We start from the raw sequence: 22,926 nt of genomic DNA on the forward strand, positions 1-22,926 counted from the left end.
TGCTGTGGCCGGTGTGACACTTTGCTGGCCGGCGAACGCGCAGGGTGTGTACCTTTGAGGATGAACTTTAGGGTCAACGATGAGAATCAAACGTTCAATCGTGGCAGCGCTGTTGCTGTGTTGTGGTCTGGCGTTGACAAATGCGCAGGCTGCGCCGGATCTGTTGCTCGTCGGTGATGTCGAGACTGCGGTTGCCCAGAAGGATTTTGATCAGGCGATCGCCAGAATAACCAGCGCGCTGGCAACCACCCCGCAACAAGACACCGAAGTGCGGCTCGACCTGTTGCAGCGTCTTGCCATGGTCTACGAGGTAGCAGAGCGATGGTCAGATGCGGCCCAGACGTGGGAGCAAGGTGCTGCAGTGCTGGCCCGGTGGAAAGGCGAGCGCGTTCCCGAACTTTCTCAATGGTACGAAGCCGCATCGAAGGCCTATGAACGGGCCGGTTTGACCCGCCAGGCTTTTGAACAAGGGCGTGCCGCATTTGCTGTTGACCAGGCCAATCTGGGGGCCGCTCATCCTGCGCTCGTGCCCGCACGTCAACGCCTGTTGGCCCTGGCAACCGAGATCGGTGACTCTGAAGCTGTCGCGGCCTATCAGCCTCTGTCGCGGGGACGCGGTCGTCAGGCCAACGTCCCCACCGTACCCGTGCCTGCTATTGACCACATTAACGTCGATTACGGTGAGGTTAATCCCAATAATTTCGCGCGAGTGAAAGTGTTTTTTGGGACTGATAGAAATGTGACGGGGTCGCGTAAACCCGATTCCTACTTTGGTGGAGAACGGGGCCAGTTCAACTGGGGGACGGTCGATGTCAGTGTGCCCCGCACGCACAAACCGGGTGCCGTGGAGCGCCCCTCGTTAATGTCTTTCGAAGTCCACGAAAGCCCCGAGCGTCACATGGTGCTCATGAGCATGACCGTGCTCGACGGTCAAGAGGCATTGCAAGAAATGCGTCGCACGCTCGAGCAGCAAGGCTCCGATCAGGCTTTCGTTTTTGTGCACGGGTACAACGTATCATTCGCCGACGCAGCCCGACGTACCGCGCAGATTGCCTACGATCTGAATTTCCCCGGACTGCCAATACTTTATTCGTGGCCGTCACGCGCCAGCACACTGGATTACATTGCCGACACGGCCGTCGTGCGGCACAGCGGGCGGAACCTGTTGCGTTTTCTTGAGGAGATCGTGCAAAAGTCGGGCGCCAAACGCATACATCTAGTCGCCCATTCCATGGGCAACCGCGCTTTGACGGATGCCCTGGAGCTGTACGCTGTACGTCATGCCCAGGAATCAAAACCCGCCTTTGATCAGATCATTTTCACGGCACCAGATGTGGATGCAGGACTGTTTTCGGAAATGGTGCAAACCATCAGGCCCATTGCTAACCGCCTGACCCTGTACGCATCAGATCAGGATCTGGCGCTTTCGGTGTCACGCAAACTGCACGGCAGCCGGCCCAGAGCGGGGCAGGCGGGCGACGATATTCTCGTGATGAACGCAATCGATACCGTCGATATGACAGCGCTTGGAGATGATGTCCTGGGTCATTCCTATTTTGCGAATGATGCTTCGGCGCTTTCTGATCTTCTGAGTCTGTTTACAGTGGCTCAAGGTCCCGAGAGTCGTTGTGGACTGGTACCTCGAGCCTCAAATCGAGGCGAACACTGGCAGTTTGATCCAGCACGCTGCAATGGCTCGGTTTGGCTCTCGGCGATGTCGCTTTGGCATGCGCGTGGACCACAAGCACTGGATTACGCAAAGCAAATGGCGCTTGATGCACAGGCGAGCAGCGTGACCCAAGCGCAACAAGAGTGGCAACAAATCACGCAAGCCCTCGAGCAATTGATCGAGTCAGCAGGGCCTCGTCGATAGGATTGGGGCTGTCCGTCATGTCAAGCGATGTCCGGGGCTTTAACTGAACCGATAAGCGGGTGTCTCGAAACTACCGCGAACTCGAGTTGAATCTGCGCATCAAGCCGCGTAAGCGGCTGTTTAGCCGGCGTCCGAGCCATTGACGAACGCCCGAGTATGGCTCTGGGCAGCATAACCTGCACACAGCGGTTGGCCATGGCCGCATAGCGTTGCTACTTATGCGTGCCGTTAAAAATGGGGGGATTACCTTGGCGGAGCAGGCAGCCAATAATACGGAAGAACAGTTCCGCATGGGTGACTTCAAAGACCGCCTTACGGACATCATTTTGGATGGGCAGGAGGCGCACAACTCCATTGCGGACCAGTTGCTTAAGGACGAGCGGGTTTTTGCCGCCATGCAGGGAATGCTAGCAAAGATGGTGTATCAGGCTTTCGCTCAGGAGCGTTCTGAATGAGCACTATCAAGAAGATAGTCGAGCGTCATTACCTTAGTTGTAAATCTAAATGTCGGCCGGCATGAGTTTTATGAAGGTGATTGTCATGCTTAAACCTAAGGCGATGATGAACCCCACTCGGTATAAAGGAATTGGTCAAGTTCAAGCATCGACGCAGGGTGCTGTAGAAGCAAATCGGCTAAATCAGTTTGGTCTATAAGAAGAACCTCGTTGAACGCGGCTTGTTCTTGCGCTTGGCTGTTGAAGAATTGGTTGGTGATGCAGACCTTTTGGAAGTCAACATTCTGGTGCTTCCGTTGATAGAAGGCGGCACCAGCAACGACTTCTTTGACTGCATCCCATCCCAGCCTCTTACCGTCTGTACTCGATGTTTTAGCTTGGATTAGTATCCCTTCTCCGGAGCGTGTGGCTACGACATCTACTCCTTGGTCTCTGGATTGAGGCGTGCAATAGCACTTATATCCTTGCTTTCCCCAAAGAATGGCTACGAGCCCTTCGAAGTGACGTGGTTCCATGCTGAGCGCGTGGCTTAGGGTGATGCGCTCGTTGAAGGAGTCCCTGTCCTTGGGCGGGACTACGTCCTCCACGTTGAAGTCACCCGGTCGAACGTCTCCCGAGCCATTGAGCATGTCGCCCGCGAGTTCGCGTTTGCGTGCCAGGAGTTGATCCAGTTTGACGTCGAACGTTGCAAAGTCATCTGCCTTAACGACTGGGTAGTAGACATAGACGTCTTTCTTTTGCCCAATGCGGTAGGCTCGGTCCGTTGCTTGGTCCTCCTTAGCGGGGTTCCACGTGCGGGTGTAGTGGATAACGTGATTCGCTGCTTGTATGTTCACGCCAAAGCCTACGGCGACAGGCGACAGAATGATGGCCCCAAATCCGGCCGCCTCCTGAAATTTCTTAATCTGACGCTGGCGGCTATCCGCATGACCGGCGGTCGCGCTCGTGTCACCGTTTATTATGGGCGGAGAAATGTTGAACTGTTCTTCGATGTAATGCCTCAGCAACCGCTGGATATTACGAAATTCGCAGAAAATGATGACTTTTTCGTCTTTTTTCTGAATGACTTTCAGCTGCTCGAGCAGCCAATCCAGTTTTGGAGATTTTTCTCGGTATTGCTTCAAAGGTTCTGGGTTCGGCGCGGTTAATCCGTAACGACGAGGGTCCGTGCAGATTAGCCTCAGGTAGTGCAACAGCCCCAACATGTTCTTGAAGGGGGAGATGGCGCCAGGGTCCTTCCTTGCTTTAAAGCTTTCGATGGCTGAGGCGTAGAGCTTGCGTTGCTCAGAAGACAGCGCCAGGTGACGACACGCCTCGACGATTATTTTTTGAGGGAGGTCTTTTGCGACTTCGGCTTTCGTTCGGCGTAGGATTTGCGGCTTAATTCGGAGCCTAAGCTCTTCAACGCGAGCCCGTTCTTCGTCAGTCTTGGCTTCGATGGGCTTGCTGTAGCGGGTACCGAAGTCATTGAGCGCGCCGAGCAGCCCAGGTTGCACAAAGTCAAAAAGACACCACAAATCGACCAAGCTATTTTCGACGGGCGTACCGGTACAAGCAATTTTGAAGTCCACATTCTGCTTTTTTGCAGCCCGCGTCACCATGGCAGCGGGATTCTTGATGCGTTGCGCTTCATCACAGACCATCACGGACCAATGTTCTGCAGCAAATGAAAACTCTAAATCACGGAGGGTTTCATAGGTGGTCAAGACCACTTTGGCAGAACCAATCCAGCCTGGTTTGAGAAACCGAACAAGCCCATCTTCTGTTTTGAGTCGCTCTTCAATGTCTGCTCGCGGTACGCGCAGACCGGCCAGCGCATCACCGTAGGCGGTCAGAAGGGGCAAGACTCCAGGACGAATGAACTTTCCGGCTTCTTCTGCCCAGTTTTCCAGTAGCGATACGGGAGCCACAACGAGCATAGGAGCGACGCTTGGGTCGCGTTCCACTAGCCACGCCATCAGCGATAGCAGCTGGAACGTTTTCCCGAGCCCCATGTCATCGGCCAGGATAGCTCCTCTTACTTCACGCTCGACTCGCGACTTATGCAGATGTTGAAGCCATGCCAGCCCTTGCTCCTGGTGCGGCAGTAACGAAAATTCCGGGTTGAGAGCGTTTGGGATATCTGCCGCCGAAGGCAGGGCGAGCAGGGCTTCTCGCCGGCTTTCTTCGTAGTCAACGGTTTCGATGTTAGGGCGAAGAATGAGTGTTTTACGAGGCGGTGCTTTCGGGGCTGTGGCCTTTTCCCGGGTCGTCGGGTCTTTACCTTGCTGGACATCCCTTAGCGCGCTGTCAATGGAGTCGACGATATCCTGAGCCTGTTCGAGAGGAATATCGTTGGAAAGCCCACCAACTTTAACGGAAGGCCTCCCTTCAGCTTGAGCTTGCGCCACAGCCTCACGAAGTGTTTCAAGGACTTCCTTGGTAACAGGAATCCCCTCCAAAGCGCCCTGTGGCCCCTTAGCGTTCGAGGCAATGAGAACCTGGACGTTCTCGGGAACCCAATCGCCACTGTCTTTCTTGGCGATGAAGGGGGAGTAGTAGGGCTCTTCGAACCCAATACCTTCGATACGAGAGGAGTAAGCACTCAGGTCATGTACCTGTTCGTACCTAACAAGAGCATTGTCCTGTTGGCGTTGCGCCAAAGCTGCTTTTAATTCAGCAAGATAGTCCGGCGTTTCGCCAAGCAGCTCTAGGTCGAAGCCTCGCCAGCCGAGCAATTGAAAATTCTTATTAAATGCGGTTTCCAGCCGAGCAATAAACTCAGCAAGTTCGGTGTCATCGAGCTCGATGCTTTCTGAGAAACTCAGTCCGGAGGCGTTCGCCGATTCAATTAATAGGCTAATTTTCCGGGGGTAGCCACCCGCGTCTCGCTCGATGACGGGGGTGAACCGGTCAAATTGAATGCCTGCCGCTTCTCTGGCTTGCTCAAATTGTTCTTCGTCAATGACCGCCTTAGCGTCCTCCCCAAGGGTGGCAAAGGGGTTCAACGAAAAGGCTTGGGCTCGCGACCCTGCGATACGTCGATACGGTAACCGCTTGACCTCTTGAAGAACGGTTTTGACTTGAGGGACAATCAGAACCTGGACGATGCCGTCAGGTGTTGGAATATCGTAGCGGTCAGGAATGCTCCGCAGCGCATCAAAGCGTTCGAGCCATCCTTCGGGTGCCCCTTCGAAGGATGGGGTGATTTCAATGACCTGGTCCTCTGCGATGGCGATTTTTCGAAGACCGATATCCAATCGCTCAGGAGTGAGCACCACCGTGCGGCGAAGAAAGTCATCCAGGCGCGCATTGGCTTCGAGCGCGAGCGCTCGAATTCTCCCCCAGGCTTGTCGGTGCTCTAGGTCGTGGCGAGCCTCAGGCGGGCGCTTAGAGAAGGCGAAAACCTCCTTGAGGAGCGGCCAATGCTCGGGGCGCACGAGCTCATCCGTCCCTGGGCGCGACAAAAGCGGGCCAACCAGCTTGCTATCGACGGTGCGCCCGCTTTGGTCCTGCCAGCCCGCTAGCAGAATGGAAAAATTCTCGTCCGTGAGGGCGTTGCGACTTTGCAGGACCGGCCGCATGGTGGTCAGAGAAGGGAGCGCTAATACGCTGATTAAGTCTTCATAGTCCGGGCGTTGAAGCGCCGTAAAGATAGCATCCCAAGGAATCGTCACCTCCTGCTCTGATTCTAGGGCAAGGCCATCATCAACGAGTTGCGCCAGGTAGCCGGCAAGTAGCGCAGAATCCAAGCGCATTGCACCCTGGGATTGATGGACGACGACGCCGTTTGCAGAGAGGGTGCGCTGCCAAGCTATCGAGGAGGAATTCTTTTTCTTAAAGAGCTTGAATACCATGGTTTACCTTACTTCCACCAGCCTTTTCCGGCCTTGTACTGGAACCCCCAAGATTGAAAGAGCTGGATTAATTCAGGGTCATTGCTTTGCGTATACGCCCAAATATTGCCGCCCTTGGTCCGAAGGTCTGCGATATCGAACCCTCTGTACTTCGATAGGGCCTTGAGTTTGTATCCGGCAAAACTGCCATATTTGGAGATGAGCGAATTTGGCGAAGGTTCTGTGGGTGAGGAGATGCCTGAATTAGGTTCCGAACGGGAAGTATCGGAGGCTGCCCGGGTGGGCGAAGTCGCGCGAGGCGCGCGCGGTAGAGCATCATCTGGAAGAATGCCGAAGCTTTCTCTGAGGGTCGCTTCGTACATATCCTCCCATCTGTTCCATCCGTGGATATTGTCTTTGTGCAGCAGCCAAATAACACTTTGGTTTCTGTCTTTTAGCGTGTTAACCGCTCTACCAGAAAGGCGCAACGGCTCAGATGAGTCAAAGACAAATGGCAGGGCTCCTTTCTGATACCCATAAAGGGCGTTTCCCGTGGCACTAAACTCGACAGCGACTAGATTTCCCAGCGTCATAATGAATGCGTTGTTCGCACTGCCCGAGTCTTTTAACTCTGTGTACAAGCCCTTCATTTTTTCCAACAACACTGCGAAGTCTCGACTGGGCGAATTCAGAGCGCGAGGTCCAAGGGCAAATTGCACATTCGTCATGGACTTTACGTAGCGCAGCCAGAAGTTAGCGCGCCTACGGTCGCCGATGCCATCCTGGGCAAGTTTGGTGAAGAATGTCTCAATGAATTCGCCTCGAAGCCATTCCGAAACCATTTCTCTGGCTTGCGGCGATACACCGCCCCACTGGGCCGCGGTAGAAGGAAGCCATGGATTTCCCCACCAGTCTACGGATACGTCTCGCAGTTGCTCGAAGATGGCAGGGGTGCTGCCCTGGGCATAGGCGTCAAGGATGAGCGATAAGCCTCGATTGCGCACCTTGGTTCCGTGTCGAGCTAGACTCGCCAGCATCGTCAGTAGATTGGGGGCTTGCGCCTTAAATTCCTCATACGGCAAAGCAACCGCGTGACGGACTTGGGAGAGTACGAGCTCATTGGTGAACCAGGAGTCGTCTGTAATTCCCAACTGCTCTCGGATACGGTTAATGGAGGACATGTCCCCCGATAGCGCCGTCTTGGCATAGGGCAAACAGGGGTTTTCTGAAAATAAGCCTTTATTTTCAACGGCCGTGATGGCCCAGTCGGGGTTGATTCGTTCCGGGTCGATGATATTTGAAGACCTATCGTGCAGATACTCACGCAGTTTCTTCCAGTTTTTGCGGCCCTCATCTGGCGCCACTTTCCCCTTACGGTCGTCATAGCTGAAGTAGCTGCGGACTAAGCCCTGGTAACAGCGGCGGAACCATTGAGGCTTTTTGACCCATTGGTCAACGCCGGTGTCGCTGCTAAGCGCTGCATCAAATCGCTTGGAATCCTCCAGAAGACAGGGACCGTTCGGATGGCTGGGTAAGCACATGCCGAAGGATACGAGTCTGGCTTCTTTGAGCGTGTCAAGCCGAGTCGTTTCCCAAAAACGTCGTACAGCTTTTGCTTGAAGGTCTTCTGGCTCGTATGGACTTGAGCCGACCTTTACATGCTGCTGTAGCGCAGCCAAGTGTCTATCAAGGCTACTCTCTCTCATCGTCAGATTGGCAGAGAGGTCAAAACTTTGAGAGAGCTTGTCGGCTAGATGCTGAAGAGCGCTATTCATCGCAGAGCACAGTCCCCAAAGTTGTCATCGATATTTATTGGCGTAGCGCGGGGCTCCTCCTTCAATCCCCTAAACTCAAGACGCATTTCGACGCGCCGGCTTTCTTCGTCGCTTTCTTTCGCGGCGTTGAAAGAGTAGCCCCCAACAAAAAACAAGTTCCGCACATCTGCTTTCTGAGAATCATCAAGCAAGTTTGGCCCAGAGGTCGCAAACATGGAGCACAGTACCTTTTGACTTCGCTGCAGACTGAGGTTCAGGTTAGTGAGATAGGAGCCTGTTTTATCGGTATAGCCCTCTATGACAACCCGTTTTAGAATGTTTTTTCCCAGCTCATCATTAGCGATTGCGAGAATTTCTGGGACAAACTGTCGAAGCACAGACTCTTGCTGGGCGTTGAGTCGCCATGTTCCGAAAGCGAATTGTGCCCGTTGTCCGAAGTCGATGGCATGGCGGTCCCTGTGGATGGTGATACCCTCGTAGGATGCTGCGGCAGATTCAAAACGGTCGAGTATTGCTTGAATATTGTTGTTGTGTATCTCTTCTTCGGTCTGTATATCCGTGACGGTTTGCGTAACCGACAGTAGAGCAACGCCCATTACCACTAAGAACAGCACCACCAGAGCGCTCATTAGGTCAGCGAATGAAATCCAGAAGGGTTTTTCTGCTTCTTCGCGACCCCCGCGCTTAACGATGATTTTTGCCCCGAACATGCTTATCGCCTATCGGGAGCAGCAATCGTACCAAGGCTGCCTTCGAGTTCTTGAACAGCTGTCGCAAGCAGCCCAACGGCAGAACTCAGTTTTTCATGGAATTCGTAGTTAACCTTTGATAGCGTGTTTACAACGGCGTCCCTGAAAGAGTCCGAAGATTGTTCCAGAACCAGGCTGACCCCGTCTAAGTACTCGTCCGCTGCTTTTTGTGCCATACCCAGCTTAGTCGTCGAAACCTCAATGCGTTGTAGTGCATCCGCTGTGATGCTGGCTTCCTTTCCTGCGAGCCCAATCATTTCTCTCACCTCAGCTAACACATGCGCAAGTGCTTCTCGTTGTGTTCTGTAGTCGCCAAGCGCCTCATGCAGCGAGGTTGAACTCGTAGAGAGCGAGCTAGAAACTTCCGCCAACTTATTTCCAATCGCTGTGGTTTGGGTCATGACTTCGGAGACACGCTCGCCTGCGGTAGAGAATGACGAAGCCGCCGCCCCGAGGCGTTCAGCGCCTGCGTTCATCTTCTCCACCGACGCACTTGTTGCAGAGGACAGCGCTGAGACACTTTGGGTCATTGCTTTCGATGCTGCGCTGATTTCTTGGATGGCCGCTTCAACGCTGCCCGACATTTGGCTTACAGCGTTGGTTGCACGGTCCGCCATCGCTTGCTCACGAGCCTGATTCTGGGCGAAGACTTGGGCTTGGGACGTATTGAGAGACTCCAAGATGGTTGCCATCTGTTGCCCGACAGAATCCAGGGTGCCTTGAAGCTTTTGTTGCGTTTCTGATTGGGAGTTCTCAACCAGCTTGCGAATCTGGTCGACAAAGTCTTGGGTCTGTGCATTGATGCTGGCTTGCCTTTCCTCCATCGCTTGAATCGACGAGGCCATTTTTAAAGCCATTTCTTCAGTGGCGCGCTTTCCACTATCTTCGACCTTTCCAAGAAGGGTGTTGAGCGCGGTCACGGCGTCTTGCATGCTTTGCGCCGTTTCCTTATTAAGTTCGTTGATGCCGCTAATTTGTCCGCCAAAAAGGTCGTTCAGCCGTTGACTGAAGTGAACCATGACATCGTTAAGCATATCAACGGCGGCTTTGCTCTGGTCTCCAGAAGCGCTTTTTACTGATGAGGCAATTTCATCCAAAGGCGTTTTCAGGCTTTGGTCAATGCTGGAGGCAATCACCTCTCCCAAGGTTTTGTTGCCTTCCTTTGCCGCTGCAAGCTGCTGGGTATGGAGGGCCATCCCGGCTTCAATCTGGGACTGAGTGAGCTCTTGAAGTACCTGCTTCAGGTCGCTCACCAAGGAGTCTTTCAGAATCTTTGCTTGACTAGCAGAAGCTTCAGAGGCATCAACTAATCTGGATAGATATTCTTCGCCAGCACCCGACTTGAAGTGTGCGTCGATAGTTTGGGAGATGTCTTCGGTTTTTCTATAAAGAGACGCTAGAAGGAGCTTTTCCAGAAGGGTAAAAAGCATCGCTAGCGCAATTGCGCTCGCTGAAACGAGGAAAGCGTGCCCAACCGACTGCATGAGAATTTCAAGACTATTCCGAACTACAGAGGTGTCTTCGCTAACCTGGAATTGCTTCAAACCGTCAATGATGCCCCCGAAGGTGGCAACAATACCAAGTCCCGTAAATATGCCCGGTAAGTGCTTAAAAAACTCGGTTCTTAAGTGACTGTCAACGACGTATTGGTCGTTAAAGTACATCTCGGCGGGAATGGTGGAGCGTATGACCCCTACCTGGAGTTGGCCATCTTGCTCTTCATATTGAGCATGAAGGGTTTGATTGTATTCCTGCCATAGATGACGAAGACGTTTGGTGGGGAAGATGTTCTGTATTGCCTCACGGTTAGCTTTGGCGTTCATCCTCCGCAACTTCCTCAGTACGCTACCTAGGCGAGCCCGGTACCATAGGCCTCGAAAGAAGAAGAGAATGGAGAGAAGGGTTAAAGCACCTAAAACGTGAGGCATATAGGCTGCGAATAGCCGTAGGCCTTCAATTGCCCAGCCCCCGACCTGGTCCAAGTTGGCCAATAGGTCTTCAGTCATGTTGTCCATGTTCGACAATTATTCTATGCAAAGGTTTGATTTTCCTATTGTGTTTTTATAATCAATAGGAAATATCTAAATTTAGATGAAACTGCCCCAGTCTAGGCGGTGTCGAATGAATCCTCACGATACAACGGTTTTCATGGGGTTACAAACGCAGTGAGGTCTAGGCCATCAAACGAGGCACCATTTATCTGGACAGCGGGGGAGATTTGTGAGGATGCATCCCTTGAGGGAAGGGGTGTTGCTATACAGTAGAGCGCAACCTCTTAGGCGGTTGGCGACCAACCCTCTCCAGAGAGGGTATTTCAGCTTGAAGGCAAGGGATGGGATTTTGGCCATTTAAAACGGCGGCCAGGTACCCGTAAACGTCAATCTCTCCTGGGCGGAATTCATTTCTCGCCTTCCTCTCCCAAAAACACAATTTCTGGCTTGGCCGAAGCACATCAGCCCGGCGGTTTCGTTGCGACTGCCCACTTCACGACTACTTGTACTTTGCGAAATTCACTTCACGACTACTTGTATAAAACAGCGTTTTTTGCCTGTTTTTAGGGCAAACCGGTGTTGTAGTTGTGAAGTGAGTTCCTGAGGGCCTTCGGCGTACCCTGACGGCTTGGGGAAAAATTGACCAAGAAATATAACGTACAAGAATCTCATAAGTCGTTGAGTGTGAAGGGAGAAGACGATTGCTTCAATCAATTACTTATTCTTTGAATTTGATCGTACTTCGGCACCCATTAACCCAAGCTATCAAATGATAAAGAGCCATAAGTGTCTCAACTTATGGCCCTCGGATTCTCACCTTATGGGTGTCTCTACATAACCTGTAGACGTCTCCATAAGGTGAGAATTCGCACCCTTTGAAAACAACGACTTACAGCACCCCGGGAGGCAAGATCGGCTCAGTTGCGCTCATAAGGTGAGAATCCTCTCCCTGCTGGACTGGTGACTGCTACTTGGACAGTTACTATCCGAGCTTCACCCATCAGTCAAGAAGTTGCAAGCGTTCCTGACCTGCCCCCAGATTTAGTACCGTGCCGACGTAGAGTCCAGGGTTAAAAACTGTTGTTGCTGATGAGCCTGAGCGAACTGCGGGCGTTGAATATCCATGTAATCATCGACAATGTTCAAGCACCGGAACCTGCGGCCACAGGCCAGGGCGTCGGCCACGAAGTCCATCGACCAGCTCTGATTCGGCGCAGTCGCCACGGGACGAACTACCCGTTCTGCGGGCGCGATGCGCTTGCGGCGACGCTTACGAACGCTCAAGCTTGCCGGGCGATAAAGCCGCCGGACGCGCTTGTCGTCTAATTGGTCAACACACCGATCCACCGTGCTCTTTGTCATCTTCGTAGTCACGCTAAATACGCGCTACAACATGCAGCCAGACGTCGCACTCGATCCCATGTGATTCACGCTATTCGATCAGAGAGGTAGCAAAGCGCGTCTCGGATTCGAGCAAGGCGACGAACTCAGTTCTGTCCGGATCTATGACCACAACACCTCAGTTAACGTTTCACCTGGAGAGCGGCGTCTTTTCACAACGCCCCAGACTTACACATGCTCAGCATAACGGTTGATAGCTTGCGAGCCAGCGCTACAACCGCATTCTTATATCCCTTCTTCTGACGTAGCATGCTTGCCCAACGCGCTAAACCAGTTTCAGTTCCATAGCGGGATAGCAAGCTTGATGCAGCCTCGTACAGCAGTGAGCGCGTATGACGATTGCCCTGCTTGGAGATTGCTCCATTTCTATCAACATCTCCGGATTGGTACTTCCTCGGCGTCAAGCCTAGGTATGCGCCAACATCAGAAATGCGCCGAAATCGGGACGGATCGCCAATGGGTGTCTTGAATGACAGTGCGGTCAACATTCCGACTCCAGGAATTGACATCAACACCTTGCAAACCGGATCCCGCACAGCTCGTCTCTCCAACATCTTGCTGCATTCCTTGATTTGTCGACTCTCGTGTCGCCACGTCTCCAGGAGCATGAGGATCACAGATTTCACTGCCTCAACCGGAGGATCAGCTGCAAACACCTCACATCGGAACACTTCACTTCTACCAGGTGAAAGGACCACACCGAATGTTTTCAGTAAGCCGCGAATCTGATTATTGATCGAGACCCTTACACGGACGAGTCTCTCTCGCGCAGAAATCATTAATCGTTCATTATGGCATTCGAGGCTTTTTACGTAGGTAGGCTGATACCCGCCTGATCGAGCCAAATTCGCTATGCCTCGCGCGTCATTTTGGTCAGTCTTGTTCAGTTGTACAGTGAGTGCAGCGTGAACGTGGCGGACATGAATGCATTCGACGTCGAGCTTATATTGCCGTAAGGAATGGTAAAGCCACAACGATAGGGGGCCAGTCTCCATGCCAATCTTGGCATGACCGCAACCCTTGGCCTCTAAGAAATTTTTAATCTCTTCCGGCCGGGTCTCAATCGGACCATGACAAACCGTCCTCCCTTCGTCATCGACGATACATACAGCAGTTTTTTCTGCGCTACATCAAGGCCAACGTAGGTATTCATGGTCTTCCCCTGTAGGTGGCAAGAACCCTTAAATTACCGCATGTGATTTGTTTGCCAGCCTTCACGGCGCAGCAGAACATGGATGCGCCGATAGCCGTAGCGTCGTTTGAGCGCTGCTATCGCCTTCAGGCGCTCAGTCAACGCGACATCATCGCCCGCACCCTTACTTTCATAAGCCAACAGCGACCGAGAGATGCCTACCAGCCCGCAGGCCCGGGTAACACCCATACCGCGCTCGGCCATTAACGTCCTGACCGCTCCCCGCTTGGACTGCGGGCTCGCTACTTTCGGGCTAAAAGCTCCCGAAGCGCAGCTTGGTGCAGCATCGACTCGGCCAATAGCTTCGTGAGCTTGTTGTTCTCTTGCTCCAGCTCCTTCAGTTGCTGCGCGTCCGAGACGGTCATTCCGCCGACTTTCGGCTTCCAAGTTGTAGTAAGTCGCTTCCGAGATACCGTGCTTGGGGCATAGGTCCGCGACCTTGGCCCCTGCCTCGGCCTCCTTCAGCACGCCGATGATCTGTTCTTCCGTGAATCGCTTCTTCATTGCCGTTCCTTTATGAGCGGACTCTACATCGATTTCGCACTAATCACGGGGAGCAGTTCATTCCAGTCAGAAATGCCCGTAAGTCCTTGTCAGTGGCGATTAGGGTCCGGTCCATTCGGCAACCATGTCGAGCGGCAGCATCCTACGAGGCACCGCCATGAATCAGTGCGTCATCATATTTCACAAGCCGGACTAAGAAGGGGAGGATAAGGATGTTCGCCCGTTTACAGTGCGGCTTCTCCTTTTGATAACCACGCTTCGTCATTGACGGCTTCAAACGAGCGCAAAGCCATATGTAATATGAGTTCTCCTTTAGGGTAATGAGCGTTTCCAAAGACGCGTCGAAATCTTAAGTCGGCAGGTCGTTGAATGAAAGGGCTGTATGAATATCTGGGAACTTGATGCCACTCAAATTGCGGCGGGCGTACGCTCCGGACAGTTCAGCGCTGAGGAGGTCGCAATCGACGTTCTACACCGAGTTGAGGCGGTTAACCCGTCGTTGAACGCGATTGTCGAATCAAGCGCGGAGCGGACGATTGATGCCGCGCGCGCAGTGGATGAGGCACTTGCCGCGGGCGCTGAACCGGGAGTGTTGGCGGGCGTCCCCTTGACTATTAAAGTGGTGGCAGACGAAGCAGGATGGGCAACCACTAATGGCGTGCGACTGCAGCAGAAACAGATAGCCGCTCAGGACAATCCTTTAGTCTTTCATCTCAAAGCTGCCGGAGGCGTGTCTATAGGGCGCACGAACACGCCGGCGTTTTCGCTTCGCTGGTTCACAAGCAACCGCTTGTATGGGACCACGCGAAATCCTCACAATATCGCGTTGACGCCTGGCGGATCGTCGGGCGGCGCGAGTGCTGCGGTGGCGGCCGGGCTGGGCGCCATTGCCCATGGCACTGACATCGCGGGCTCGGTGCGGTACCCCGCCTATGCGTGTGGTGTGCACGGTTTGCGGCCCACGCCTGGGCGAATAAGCTATTTCAACGCGACAGCGCCCGCCAGAGGAATTGGTCAGCAGTTTATGTCGGTCTCTGGCCCCATCGCGCGCAGCGTCGCCGATTTACGGCTGGCGCTAGGCGTAATGGCGCAAGGGGATGTGCGCGATCCGACTTGGGTGCCCGCCCCTTTCGAGGGACCGCAGGTCCCGCGACACGCGGCCTTGTGCACCCATCCGGCAGGGTTGAATACCCACCCGCGCATCGTGCGGGCGCTGGAAGACGCCGCACGGCGTTTGCGAGAACGCGGCTGGCAAGTCACTCAGGTCGAGAATGTGCCACCACTGCGCGAAGCCTCGGTGGAACACATCTATCTATGGATGGGTGATGGGTTCGACAGCCGCATGGCCAAGGCGTTGAAGGAAGAGGACCCCGGTGCCCTGGCCACCCTTAGGGGGCAGCGGGAGCTCGTCGCCAACATGGACGTGGCGAGATTCTCGGAAGCCTTGACGCGGCGTCTGTCGATGTTGCGCGAATGGCAGCTGTTCTTCGATCGATATCCGGTTCTATTAATGCCAGTGTCGAGCGAACTTCCATTTCCCGACGAGCTCGACGCGAAAGACGAGCCGTCATATCGGCGCGTATGGGAAGCTCAGATTCCGTTGATCGGCACCGCATTTGTCGGCCTGCCAGGGGTCACCGTGGCTACTGGAGTCGAGGAATGCGTTCCGGTTGGAGTGCAGGTGCTCGCCGGACGGTTCCGGGAAGATCTGTGCCTCAAGGCCGCTGCCGATATCGAAGCCGACGGCTTTAAACCGCGAGTGGTCACGCCCGAATTTGTGTAGCGGCATTGAATGTCAGATCTATCAACAAGGGGAAAGTATGCATCAAGCTCTAAGACGTTGGGTTGCAGCGTTCGCGATGGCGTGCCTCGGGGGCACCGTCATCGCAGCAGACGGCGAGACTTCGTGGCCAACTAAGCCTATTCGTATTGTGGTGGGCTTTCCTCCCGGGAATTCGACCGACATCAGCGCGCGGCTGATTGCCGGTGAACTCGAAAAAACGTTGGGCCAACCCTTTGTGGTGGAAAACCGTCCCGGCGCTGGTGGCACGCTTGCTATCGACTCGGTCGCGCGCTCGGGCAAAGAGGGAGAGGTGATTTTGTTTACCTCCACCGGACCCTTTGCGATCGGCCCTCATATCTACAAGGACATGAAGTCGAAGCCGACTAAGGATTTTCAGCCCGTAGCGCTAGTGGGGCGTGCCCCGTTACTGTTGGTGGTGGCTGCCGATTCCCCGTATAAGACTCTGAGCGACCTGGTCAAGGCTGGAAAGGACCCCAAGAACACGCTCAATTATGCGTCCACCGGCAATGGGGCCACTAACCATTTGGCCATGGAGTTGTTCAAGAGCCAGACCGACACTCACTTTATGCACGTGCCCTACAAGGGTTCGGGCTTGGCGCTGACCGATCTAATCGGCGGGCGCGTGCAGGTCATGTTCGACAGTCCGGCGCCGTTGCTGCCGCTGATTCGCGATGGCAAGCTGCGCGTCCTGGCAACCGGCGGCGCCGAACCCTATGGTGAAACGCCCGCGGCTCCAACGATCGCGCAGACATATCCTGGATTTGAAGCAGGCACGTGGACACTCTTCGCCGTGCCTGCTGGGACGCCGAAAGCCATCGTAAACAAGTTGAACGCCGCAATCATGCCGATACTCGGCAATGCCGAGCTGGCCGGCAAGTCCATGGCCGGTGGTGTCGAGCTATTCGAAGCTCATACCGTCGAGCAGGCACGAGAGCGATATGAACACGACTTGGAGCGCTGGGGAAATGCTGTCGAGAAAGCCCAGCTTGTCATTAATTGATCAGTTGTTCTGACGGGGTCGCTGCCTAAGGGCAGCAGATACTCCATCCATAATTTCTCACTATGAGTAGGCTATATGGCACATAAAATATCAGACGAGGCGTCAACTTCTGCGTTGGATACACATTTGATTCCCGGATCTAACTTAGCGGAACCGGTCATTGTGAGCGGGGCGGGCTGCGATGTGGTCGATGAGGGCGGAAATGTCTACCTTGATCTGGAAGCGGGGCCTGGAGTCAACTCGGTGGGGCATTGTCACCCCAAAGTTGTAAAAGCGATTCAGGATCAAGCGGGCCGCCTGCTGCAGGGGCCCGGCCGCAATCACAGCCGTGTCACGTCAGAACTCGCGGCGCGCATTACCCGGGAAAGCGACGGACGATTGTCTCGGGTGTTCTTCACCAATAGTGGCGCAGAGTCCAATGACGGTGCGATAAAGCTGGCTTTCAAGCATGCAAGCAATGCAGGTAAGAAGGGCTATGGTGTGATCGCGATGGAGCATAGTTTCCATGGACGCACTTCTTTGGCATTGAGTTTGACTGGTAACGCCGCACGCAAGAAAGGCTTCGGGCCTTATGCCGCGTTGCCGGGCGTCGTGCACGTCAGTGCTCCATATTGTTACCGATGCCCGTATTCTTCCGAAAATAAGAATAACGATGGCGGCTGTGGTCTGAAGTGTGCAGACTCGATAGAGGATGCGATTAAGGTCCGCATGCAGTCGGCGCCCGCCGTACTGATTTCCGAGTCGATCCTGTGCGTGGGAGGGGTCCTTACACCTCCGAAACAGTATTGGCCGCGGGTGCAGGAAATCTGCGGCAAACATAACATCACGCTCATTATCGACGAAGTCTTTGCCGGCTGGGGGCGTACGGGAAAGACGTTTGGCTATCAGCATTGGGACCTGCAACCCGACATCGTCACATTTGCCAAAGCCATCGGCGGCGGTGTGCCTATAGGTGGATTTATGGCGACCGAGACGTTGGGCACTGCATTCGAAGAGGGCGATCACTTCACTACTTTTGGTTCCAATAATCAGATTGGGATGGCGGCCGGACATGCTGTGCTCGACATTCTTAAAGAGGAAAAATTAGCGGAAAACGCACGCATTTGCGGCGAGCGTTTCCTGGATGGGTTGAAACGTTTGGCAGAGAAGTATGAGGTGATTGGCGACGTGCGCGGCATCGGTTTGATGCTAGGCGTTGAATTAGTGAAAAACCGAGACACGCGCGAACCGTATCCCGATCTCGTGAAGGCGATACACGCTGCTTTGCGCGAGCGCAAAGTGCTCATCTCCACGACGGGCACTTACGGGTCTACGCTACGTATTACTCCGCCGCTAGTTATCACGTCGGACCAGGTGGACTATGCGCTGCGCGTATTTGACGAAACGTTCGCGGCAGTCGGTCGCATTTGAGGTGCGTAATGTCTAAGCTATTAATTGGCGGCCAATGGGTGGCCGGAGATCATTCTGAAGTTCTAACGGATTGTTTTAGAGGTGAGCCTTACGGCGAAATGGGCGTCGCTTCAGCTCGCCAGGTGGACGAGGCCGTCGGTGCTGCGGCACTGGCGGCTAAATCCATAAAACTGTCACCCGATGAACGTTACCGCATCCTGATGCGCGCGAGTGAATTGCTGCAGGCCAGAAAGGAAAGTCTCCTGGACACATTGGTGGCCGAGACGGGCTTTCCTCGCGGCGATGGCGAGAACGAGGTGCGTCGTTGCGTGCAAACCCTGCAATTGTCGGCCGAAGAAGCGCGGCGGCTGGTTGGCGAATTAGTGCCGATGCAGGCCACTCCCGGTCTGAAAAACCGCATGGGATACACCATTTTGGTTCCCATGGGCGTCGTCTGCGCGATCACGCCGTATAACTCGCCGCTGAATGTCGTGGCGCACAAGATCGCACCCGCGCTGGCCGGGGGGAATGTGGTCGTGCTGAAGCCCTCTGAGCTGACGCCACTGAGTGCTGTGGCACTGTGCGAGATCCTTATCGAAGCCGGGTTGCCGCCCGAATGCATCACGCTGCTGCACGGGCCGGGTGCAACAATCGGGCGTGCGCTGCTGGATGATAACCGCATTCACTTTTATACCTTCACGGGTAGCACGCGAGTGGGCCGCGAGATACAAAAGGCCGCCGGGCTACGTAAAACCCAGCTTGAATTAGGTAGCATCGCGAGCACTATCGTCCTGGCGGATGCTGATCAGTCTCTGGCGGCGAGCAAGATCGTTGCGGCGGGTTTCCGCAAAGCCGGACAGGTATGCACCTCGGTGCAACGGGTGCTGATCCAACGGGAGATTTATGAGGTCTTTCTCGACAAGCTAGCCGAAGCCACACGCAGGATTCCGTATGGTGACCCGCGCGACCCAAATACCATTGTCGGGCCGATGATCACGGTGCAACAGGCTGAACGCGCGGAGCAATGGGTGGACGAGGCGGTTAAAAAGGGCGCACGGGTGATCGTCGGAGGCACGCGCGAGCGTGCAGTATTTGCACCGACTATCTTGGTGGATGCCCCTCCCGATGTACGCGTGGTATGCGAAGAAGTGTTCGCGCCTCTTATCGTGGCCATTCCTTTCGATACGTTAGAGCAAGCGTACGAACGGGCTAATGAGACGCCCTATGGTCTGGCCGCAGGCCTGTTCACACGTGACGTGTCCGTGGCTTTGAAGGCCGGCGAGAACCTTCAGTTCGGTGGCGTTCATATCAATGAGACGTCCAGTTCGCGGGTAGATGTGATGCCATTTGGCGGCGTCAAAGACAGCGGGTTCGGGCGTGAAGGTCCTCGTTATGCCATCCGGGAGATGATGGAAGAACGACTCGTGACGATCGCATATTGATCGTGAACCCTGTGAGCGCAATCGACCCCCATTGCGCTTTCCGCACAAGGAGCAGCCATGCAGCTCGAGGCAGAGCGCGACGCCGATCACGTTGAATTTCGCGCCGTGTCCAAAACCTATGATGGCCGAAGCTATTCGGTCAGAGAACTGGACTTGGCGGTCAAAAAAAATGAATTCCTTACGTTTCTTGGGCCTTCTGGTTCCGGCAAAACTACCTCCCTAATGATGCTTGCCGGCTTTGAGGCTCCTTCCTCGGGCGATATCTTGATCGCTGGAAAGCCTGTCACCCACACCGCACCACACAAACGCAACATTGGCGTCGTGTTTCAGAACTATGCCTTATTTCCCCATATGACTGTGACGGAAAACCTGGCATTTCCACTCACGGTGCGGAATTATTCTCGTAGTGACATAGGTCAGAAAGTCGACAAGGCCCTTGATATGGTGCGGCTCAGGAACTTTGCCGAGCGCAGGCCTGCGCAATTGTCAGGAGGGCAACAACAACGCGTAGCACTTGCACGCGCGCTCATATTCGATCCTGTGCTCGTCCTAATGGATGAGCCTTTGGGCGCGCTGGACAAATACCTGCGTGAGAAGCTGCAGTATGAAATAAAGCGGATCCATTCGGAGCTCGGTGTCACCATCATCTATGTGACGCATGACCAATCCGAAGCCCTAACAATGTCCGACCGCATCGCGGTGTTTGACGAGGGGCGAATTCAGCAGCTGGCAACACCCGCCGATATTTATGAGAGGCCGGCGAGTCCCTTCGTGGCCGGTTTTATCGGCGAGAATAACTTGATCGACGCCACCGTGCTCGAAGGGGTTGCGGGTCACTCGGTGCATCGTAGTGGCTGGGGCGCGGTCCTGCGCGCACAGAACCAGGGCACGCTGCCGTCAGGCACGCAAAGCCTGGTGTCCGTGCGACCGGAGAAAATTACGTTAGTGCCGCAGCCTGGAACGTGCGACACCATGCTCCAGGTTCGACTGGACCAATACATGTATCACGGTGATCACCAGCGAGTGATGTTTAAGCTCCCGGATGGGGGAACACTGCTTTGCAAGATAGACGACGCGTCACGTCTGGGCACTCTGAGCGTGGGTGATGACGTCATAGTAGGTTGGAAATCGGAAGACTGTTTCGCTTATCCCGCACCGCGGGTTTCCTGACGCACCGCTTCAAATCACAAGGGGAGATAAATGAAATCGAAAAAAATACTAGGAGTTATCGCGCTCGCACTCGCTACGGTGACGCAGGCGCATGCAAAAGACTTGCACGTCACCGCTTGGGGCGGATCTACCCAGGCAGCTCAAAAAAAAGTCTACTACGATCCTTTCTCAGCCAAAACCGGCGTCAAGATAGTTGAAGACTCATGGTCTGGCGGCCTGGGAATATTGCGCACAAAAGTCCAGGGCGGTAATGCAAACTGGGACGTGGTGCAGGTGGAAGCCGACGAGCTCTTGCTGGGATGCGAAGAGGGACTTTTTGAGCCCTTGGATTGGTCCGTGATCGGTGACCGGGACGACTTCATGGAGGGTGCCGCGACCGATTGTGGCGTGGGCGCGGTGGTGTGGACAACGGGTCTGGCCTACGACGGTAATCGCTTAAAGCAGGGTCCAAGCAGTTGGGCCGACGTATGGAATCTGCAAAAATTTCCGGGCAAGCGCGCATTCCGAAAAGGTCCGAAGTACACCCTTGAATTTGCCCTAATGGCCGATGGCGTTCCCGCTAAAGATGTCTATAAGGTTCTCTCCACGCCGGAGGGTGTAGACCGCGCATTCCGAAAACTCGACCAAATCAAGAATCACATCGTGTGGTGGAGTGCTGGAGCCCAAGGGCCGCAGCTCATCGCTGCCGGTGATGTCTCCATGGGAGCAATTTATATCAGTCGTGCTATTTCTGCCAATCGCATGGAGGGTACTAACTTCAGGGTCGTTTGGCCGGGCAGTGTCTACGCTATTGACTACTTCGTCATCTTGAAAGGCAGCAAGATAAAGGACGTGGCGAACCGGTTCCTCGCTTACGCTACTTCCGCCGACGCTCAAAAGTCATATCCTACGCTTGGCAACCAGGGGATCACCAACCTGCGCGCGAACGAGCTAGTCGCGCCTGACGTACTCCAGAATTTGCCCACGAATCCTGCTAATCAGTCGGAAGCGCTGGCGCTGGACGCCGAGTTCTGGGTAGAGAATATTGAAACGCTGACGCAGCGCTTCAATGCCTGGGCCTCCCAATAGGGTTGTATTCTAGAAGGGGGGTATATGAATACAGCCGTCATTCCTGCATTAACTGACGCGGATCGACAGATTATGCGTCAGCGTCTGCGTCTTACAGAGAAGCGGCGCCAGTGGCTGGCCTTCGGGCTAGTTGCGCCCCTGCTGTTGTTTCTGGTCGTGAACTTTGTCGTGCCGATCGTCCTCATCCTGAAAATGAGTGTGGACGATCGGCAGTTCAGCCGGGCAGCGCCGGGCGTTGTTCGTGCGCTAGCGGGCTGGGACGCCCGGACGCCAATCCCCGAAGCAGCCGCGCGTGCCTGGATAGATGATTTGCGTTCAGCCAAAGGCACTCCGGCGCTGAATATCATTGCCAATCGTCTGAACCAGGACACCAGTGGATATCGTAGCCTGGTCATGAGCACCGCGCGCAGGTTAGGTGCGGCGCAACCAGATAATGCAATGAAGGCGTTGACGAGTATCTCGGACAAATGGGGGCAGCCCCCGGTTTGGCAAGCGATACAACGTGCCAGCGGTCCACTCACGAGTATGTACATGTTGGCTGCCATGGACTTACACCGTACTAGTGAGGGCGGAATCGCGCCGGTGCCCAACGACGAGGCGGTGTTCGTTACGGTGTTTCAGCGTACATTCGGCATCAGCATCGTTGTGACCCTGTGTTGTCTGGTGTTGGGATATCCGGTTGCACACCTACTGGCATCCAGTAGAGGCCGTGTAGCCAGTGTAATGATGCTCGCCGTATTGATTCCTTTCTGGACGGCGTTGCTGGTCCGCACATCGGCGTGGGTCGTGCTTTTGCAGCGTGATGGGGTGGTGAATTACCTGTTGCAGTGGCTCGGTTTAATTGATCACCCTCTGGCATTGGTGTTCAATCGAACGGGCACCTATATTGCGCTGGTGCACGTTCTGTTGCCGTTCATGATCCTGCCTATCTACAGTCTGATGGCCGGTATTCGCAAGCATACTGTGCGCGCCGCCATCTCGTTGGGGGCAAGTCCGCTGACAGCGTTTTGGCGCGTCTATTTTCCGCAGACTGTGCCCGGCGTGGCTACCGGGTGCCTTCTGGTCTTCGTGATGGCTATCGGCTTTTATATCACGCCAGCACTCATCGGCGGTGCCGGCGACCAGATGATCGGATTCTTCATTGCGCACTTCATCACGGAGTCTGCTAACTGGGCGATGGGAGCAGCCTTGGGCGGTTTACTGCTGATCATCACCTGCGTCGTGCTGGTTGCGCTTAGCTGGACGAAAACCCGTCAGCGCGTCCTGCAATGACACATCATCTGTTTTATCGGAGATCT

General features: G+C 54.6%; 14 protein-coding genes and 2 pseudogenes. 9 read left to right on the forward strand and 7 right to left on the reverse strand.

Going from position 1 to position 22,926, the window contains the following annotated elements; all coding sequences use genetic code 11:
• Positions 1-79: 79 nt before the first annotated feature.
• Both GOQ25_RS14230 and GOQ25_RS14235 read left to right on the forward strand, forming a co-directional pair.
• Positions 80-1,873: an alpha/beta hydrolase gene (locus tag GOQ25_RS14230; protein WP_160351142.1), complete on the forward strand. Its 1,794-nt coding sequence runs from the start codon at positions 80-82 to the stop codon at positions 1,871-1,873.
• Positions 1,874-2,091: 218 nt separating this feature from the next.
• On the forward strand, positions 2,092-2,328 hold the full coding sequence (locus tag GOQ25_RS14235; RefSeq protein WP_160351143.1) for a hypothetical protein: 237 nt from the start codon (positions 2,092-2,094) through the stop codon (positions 2,326-2,328).
• A 95-nt stretch (positions 2,329-2,423) separates the two neighbouring features.
• Here GOQ25_RS14235 and GOQ25_RS14240 read toward each other — a convergent pair whose 3' ends face one another.
• The 7 genes and pseudogenes from GOQ25_RS14240 to GOQ25_RS19790 form a co-directional block, all read right to left on the reverse strand.
• Positions 2,424-6,164 (reverse strand): SNF2-related protein, encoded by a 3,741-nt coding sequence (locus GOQ25_RS14240; RefSeq protein ID WP_160351144.1) that lies wholly within the window; start codon positions 6,162-6,164, stop codon positions 2,424-2,426.
• An 8-nt stretch (positions 6,165-6,172) separates the two neighbouring features.
• The gene (locus tag GOQ25_RS14245; RefSeq protein WP_160351145.1) at positions 6,173-7,918 is read right to left on the reverse strand and encodes an EH signature domain-containing protein; all 1,746 of its coding nucleotides are present in this window, start codon (positions 7,916-7,918) and stop codon (positions 6,173-6,175) included.
• Positions 7,915-8,628 carry an OmpA family protein gene (locus GOQ25_RS14250; protein ID WP_160351146.1) on the reverse strand — a complete coding sequence of 238 codons (714 nt, stop codon included), beginning with the start codon at positions 8,626-8,628 and terminating at the stop codon, positions 7,915-7,917. Before GOQ25_RS14250 ends, GOQ25_RS14245 begins: the two co-directional genes overlap by 4 nt.
• A gap of 2 nt (positions 8,629-8,630) precedes the next feature.
• Entirely contained in the window at positions 8,631-10,490 is a 1,860-nt protein-coding gene (gene zorA / locus GOQ25_RS14255) for an anti-phage ZorAB system protein ZorA (RefSeq protein WP_236844581.1), read from the reverse strand.
• Between the two features lie 1,721 nt (positions 10,491-12,211).
• Positions 12,212-13,174, reverse strand: a pseudogene (locus GOQ25_RS14260) (IS110 family transposase); the annotation flags it as partial.
• Between the two features lie 71 nt (positions 13,175-13,245).
• Positions 13,246-13,455, reverse strand: coding sequence for an IS3 family transposase (locus tag GOQ25_RS19785; protein WP_370519957.1), 210 nt, complete (start codon positions 13,453-13,455; stop codon positions 13,246-13,248).
• Positions 13,455-13,755 (reverse strand): annotated as a pseudogene (locus tag GOQ25_RS19790) (transposase); the annotation flags it as partial. The pseudogene GOQ25_RS19790 and the gene GOQ25_RS19785, both read right to left, overlap by 1 nt.
• Before the next feature lie 382 nt (positions 13,756-14,137).
• Between GOQ25_RS19790 and GOQ25_RS14270 the strand changes: the two are divergent.
• The 7 genes from GOQ25_RS14270 (at position 14,138) to GOQ25_RS14300 (ending at position 22,900) form a co-directional block, all read left to right on the forward strand.
• On the forward strand, positions 14,138-15,538 hold the full coding sequence (locus GOQ25_RS14270; protein WP_160351148.1) for an amidase family protein: 1,401 nt from the start codon (positions 14,138-14,140) through the stop codon (positions 15,536-15,538).
• Between the two features lie 37 nt (positions 15,539-15,575).
• Entirely contained in the window at positions 15,576-16,559 is a 984-nt protein-coding gene (locus GOQ25_RS14275) for a tripartite tricarboxylate transporter substrate binding protein (protein WP_160351149.1), read from the forward strand.
• Positions 16,560-16,634: 75 nt separating this feature from the next.
• Positions 16,635-17,969 (forward strand): aspartate aminotransferase family protein, encoded by a 1,335-nt coding sequence (locus tag GOQ25_RS14280; protein ID WP_160351150.1) that lies wholly within the window; start codon positions 16,635-16,637, stop codon positions 17,967-17,969.
• An 8-nt stretch (positions 17,970-17,977) separates the two neighbouring features.
• Complete coding sequence (locus tag GOQ25_RS14285) at positions 17,978-19,390, forward strand: aldehyde dehydrogenase family protein (protein WP_160351151.1); 1,413 nt, start codon at positions 17,978-17,980, stop codon at positions 19,388-19,390.
• A gap of 57 nt (positions 19,391-19,447) precedes the next feature.
• Positions 19,448-20,560, forward strand: a complete 1,113-nt coding sequence (locus tag GOQ25_RS14290; protein ID WP_160351152.1) for an ABC transporter ATP-binding protein — start codon at positions 19,448-19,450, stop codon at positions 20,558-20,560.
• Positions 20,561-20,590: 30 nt separating this feature from the next.
• On the forward strand, positions 20,591-21,628 hold the full coding sequence (locus GOQ25_RS14295; protein WP_160351153.1) for an ABC transporter substrate-binding protein: 1,038 nt from the start codon (positions 20,591-20,593) through the stop codon (positions 21,626-21,628).
• Positions 21,629-21,652: 24 nt separating this feature from the next.
• Positions 21,653-22,900 (forward strand): ABC transporter permease, encoded by a 1,248-nt coding sequence (locus tag GOQ25_RS14300; RefSeq protein WP_202109483.1) that lies wholly within the window; start codon positions 21,653-21,655, stop codon positions 22,898-22,900.
• Positions 22,901-22,926: the final 26 nt, after the last annotated feature.

The organism is Bordetella sp. 15P40C-2, assembly GCF_009763235.1.
Lineage (GTDB): Bacteria > Pseudomonadota > Gammaproteobacteria > Burkholderiales > Burkholderiaceae_B > Bordetella_A.

Coding starts and splice junctions, on each gene's coding strand:
- GOQ25_RS14230 (WP_160351142.1), top strand. CDS start 80: ATGAGAATCAAACGTTCAATCGTGGCAGCGCTGTTGCTGTGTTGTGGT.
- GOQ25_RS14235 (WP_160351143.1), top strand. CDS start 2,092: ATGCGTGCCGTTAAAAATGGGGGGATTACCTTGGCGGAGCAGGCAGCC.
- zorA (WP_236844581.1), bottom strand. CDS start 10,490: ATGAACGCCAAAGCTAACCGTGAGGCAATACAGAACATCTTCCCCACC.
- GOQ25_RS19785 (WP_370519957.1), bottom strand. CDS start 13,455: ATGGCCGAGCGCGGTATGGGTGTTACCCGGGCCTGCGGGCTGGTAGGC.
- GOQ25_RS14285 (WP_160351151.1), top strand. CDS start 17,978: ATGTCTAAGCTATTAATTGGCGGCCAATGGGTGGCCGGAGATCATTCT.
- GOQ25_RS14270 (WP_160351148.1), top strand. CDS start 14,138: ATGAATATCTGGGAACTTGATGCCACTCAAATTGCGGCGGGCGTACGC.
- GOQ25_RS14245 (WP_160351145.1), bottom strand. CDS start 7,918: ATGAATAGCGCTCTTCAGCATCTAGCCGACAAGCTCTCTCAAAGTTTT.
- GOQ25_RS14280 (WP_160351150.1), top strand. CDS start 16,635: ATGGCACATAAAATATCAGACGAGGCGTCAACTTCTGCGTTGGATACA.
- GOQ25_RS14300 (WP_202109483.1), top strand. CDS start 21,653: ATGAATACAGCCGTCATTCCTGCATTAACTGACGCGGATCGACAGATT.
- GOQ25_RS14275 (WP_160351149.1), top strand. CDS start 15,576: ATGCATCAAGCTCTAAGACGTTGGGTTGCAGCGTTCGCGATGGCGTGC.
- GOQ25_RS14250 (WP_160351146.1), bottom strand. CDS start 8,628: ATGTTCGGGGCAAAAATCATCGTTAAGCGCGGGGGTCGCGAAGAAGCA.
- GOQ25_RS14290 (WP_160351152.1), top strand. CDS start 19,448: ATGCAGCTCGAGGCAGAGCGCGACGCCGATCACGTTGAATTTCGCGCC.
- GOQ25_RS14240 (WP_160351144.1), bottom strand. CDS start 6,164: ATGGTATTCAAGCTCTTTAAGAAAAAGAATTCCTCCTCGATAGCTTGG.
- GOQ25_RS14295 (WP_160351153.1), top strand. CDS start 20,591: ATGAAATCGAAAAAAATACTAGGAGTTATCGCGCTCGCACTCGCTACG.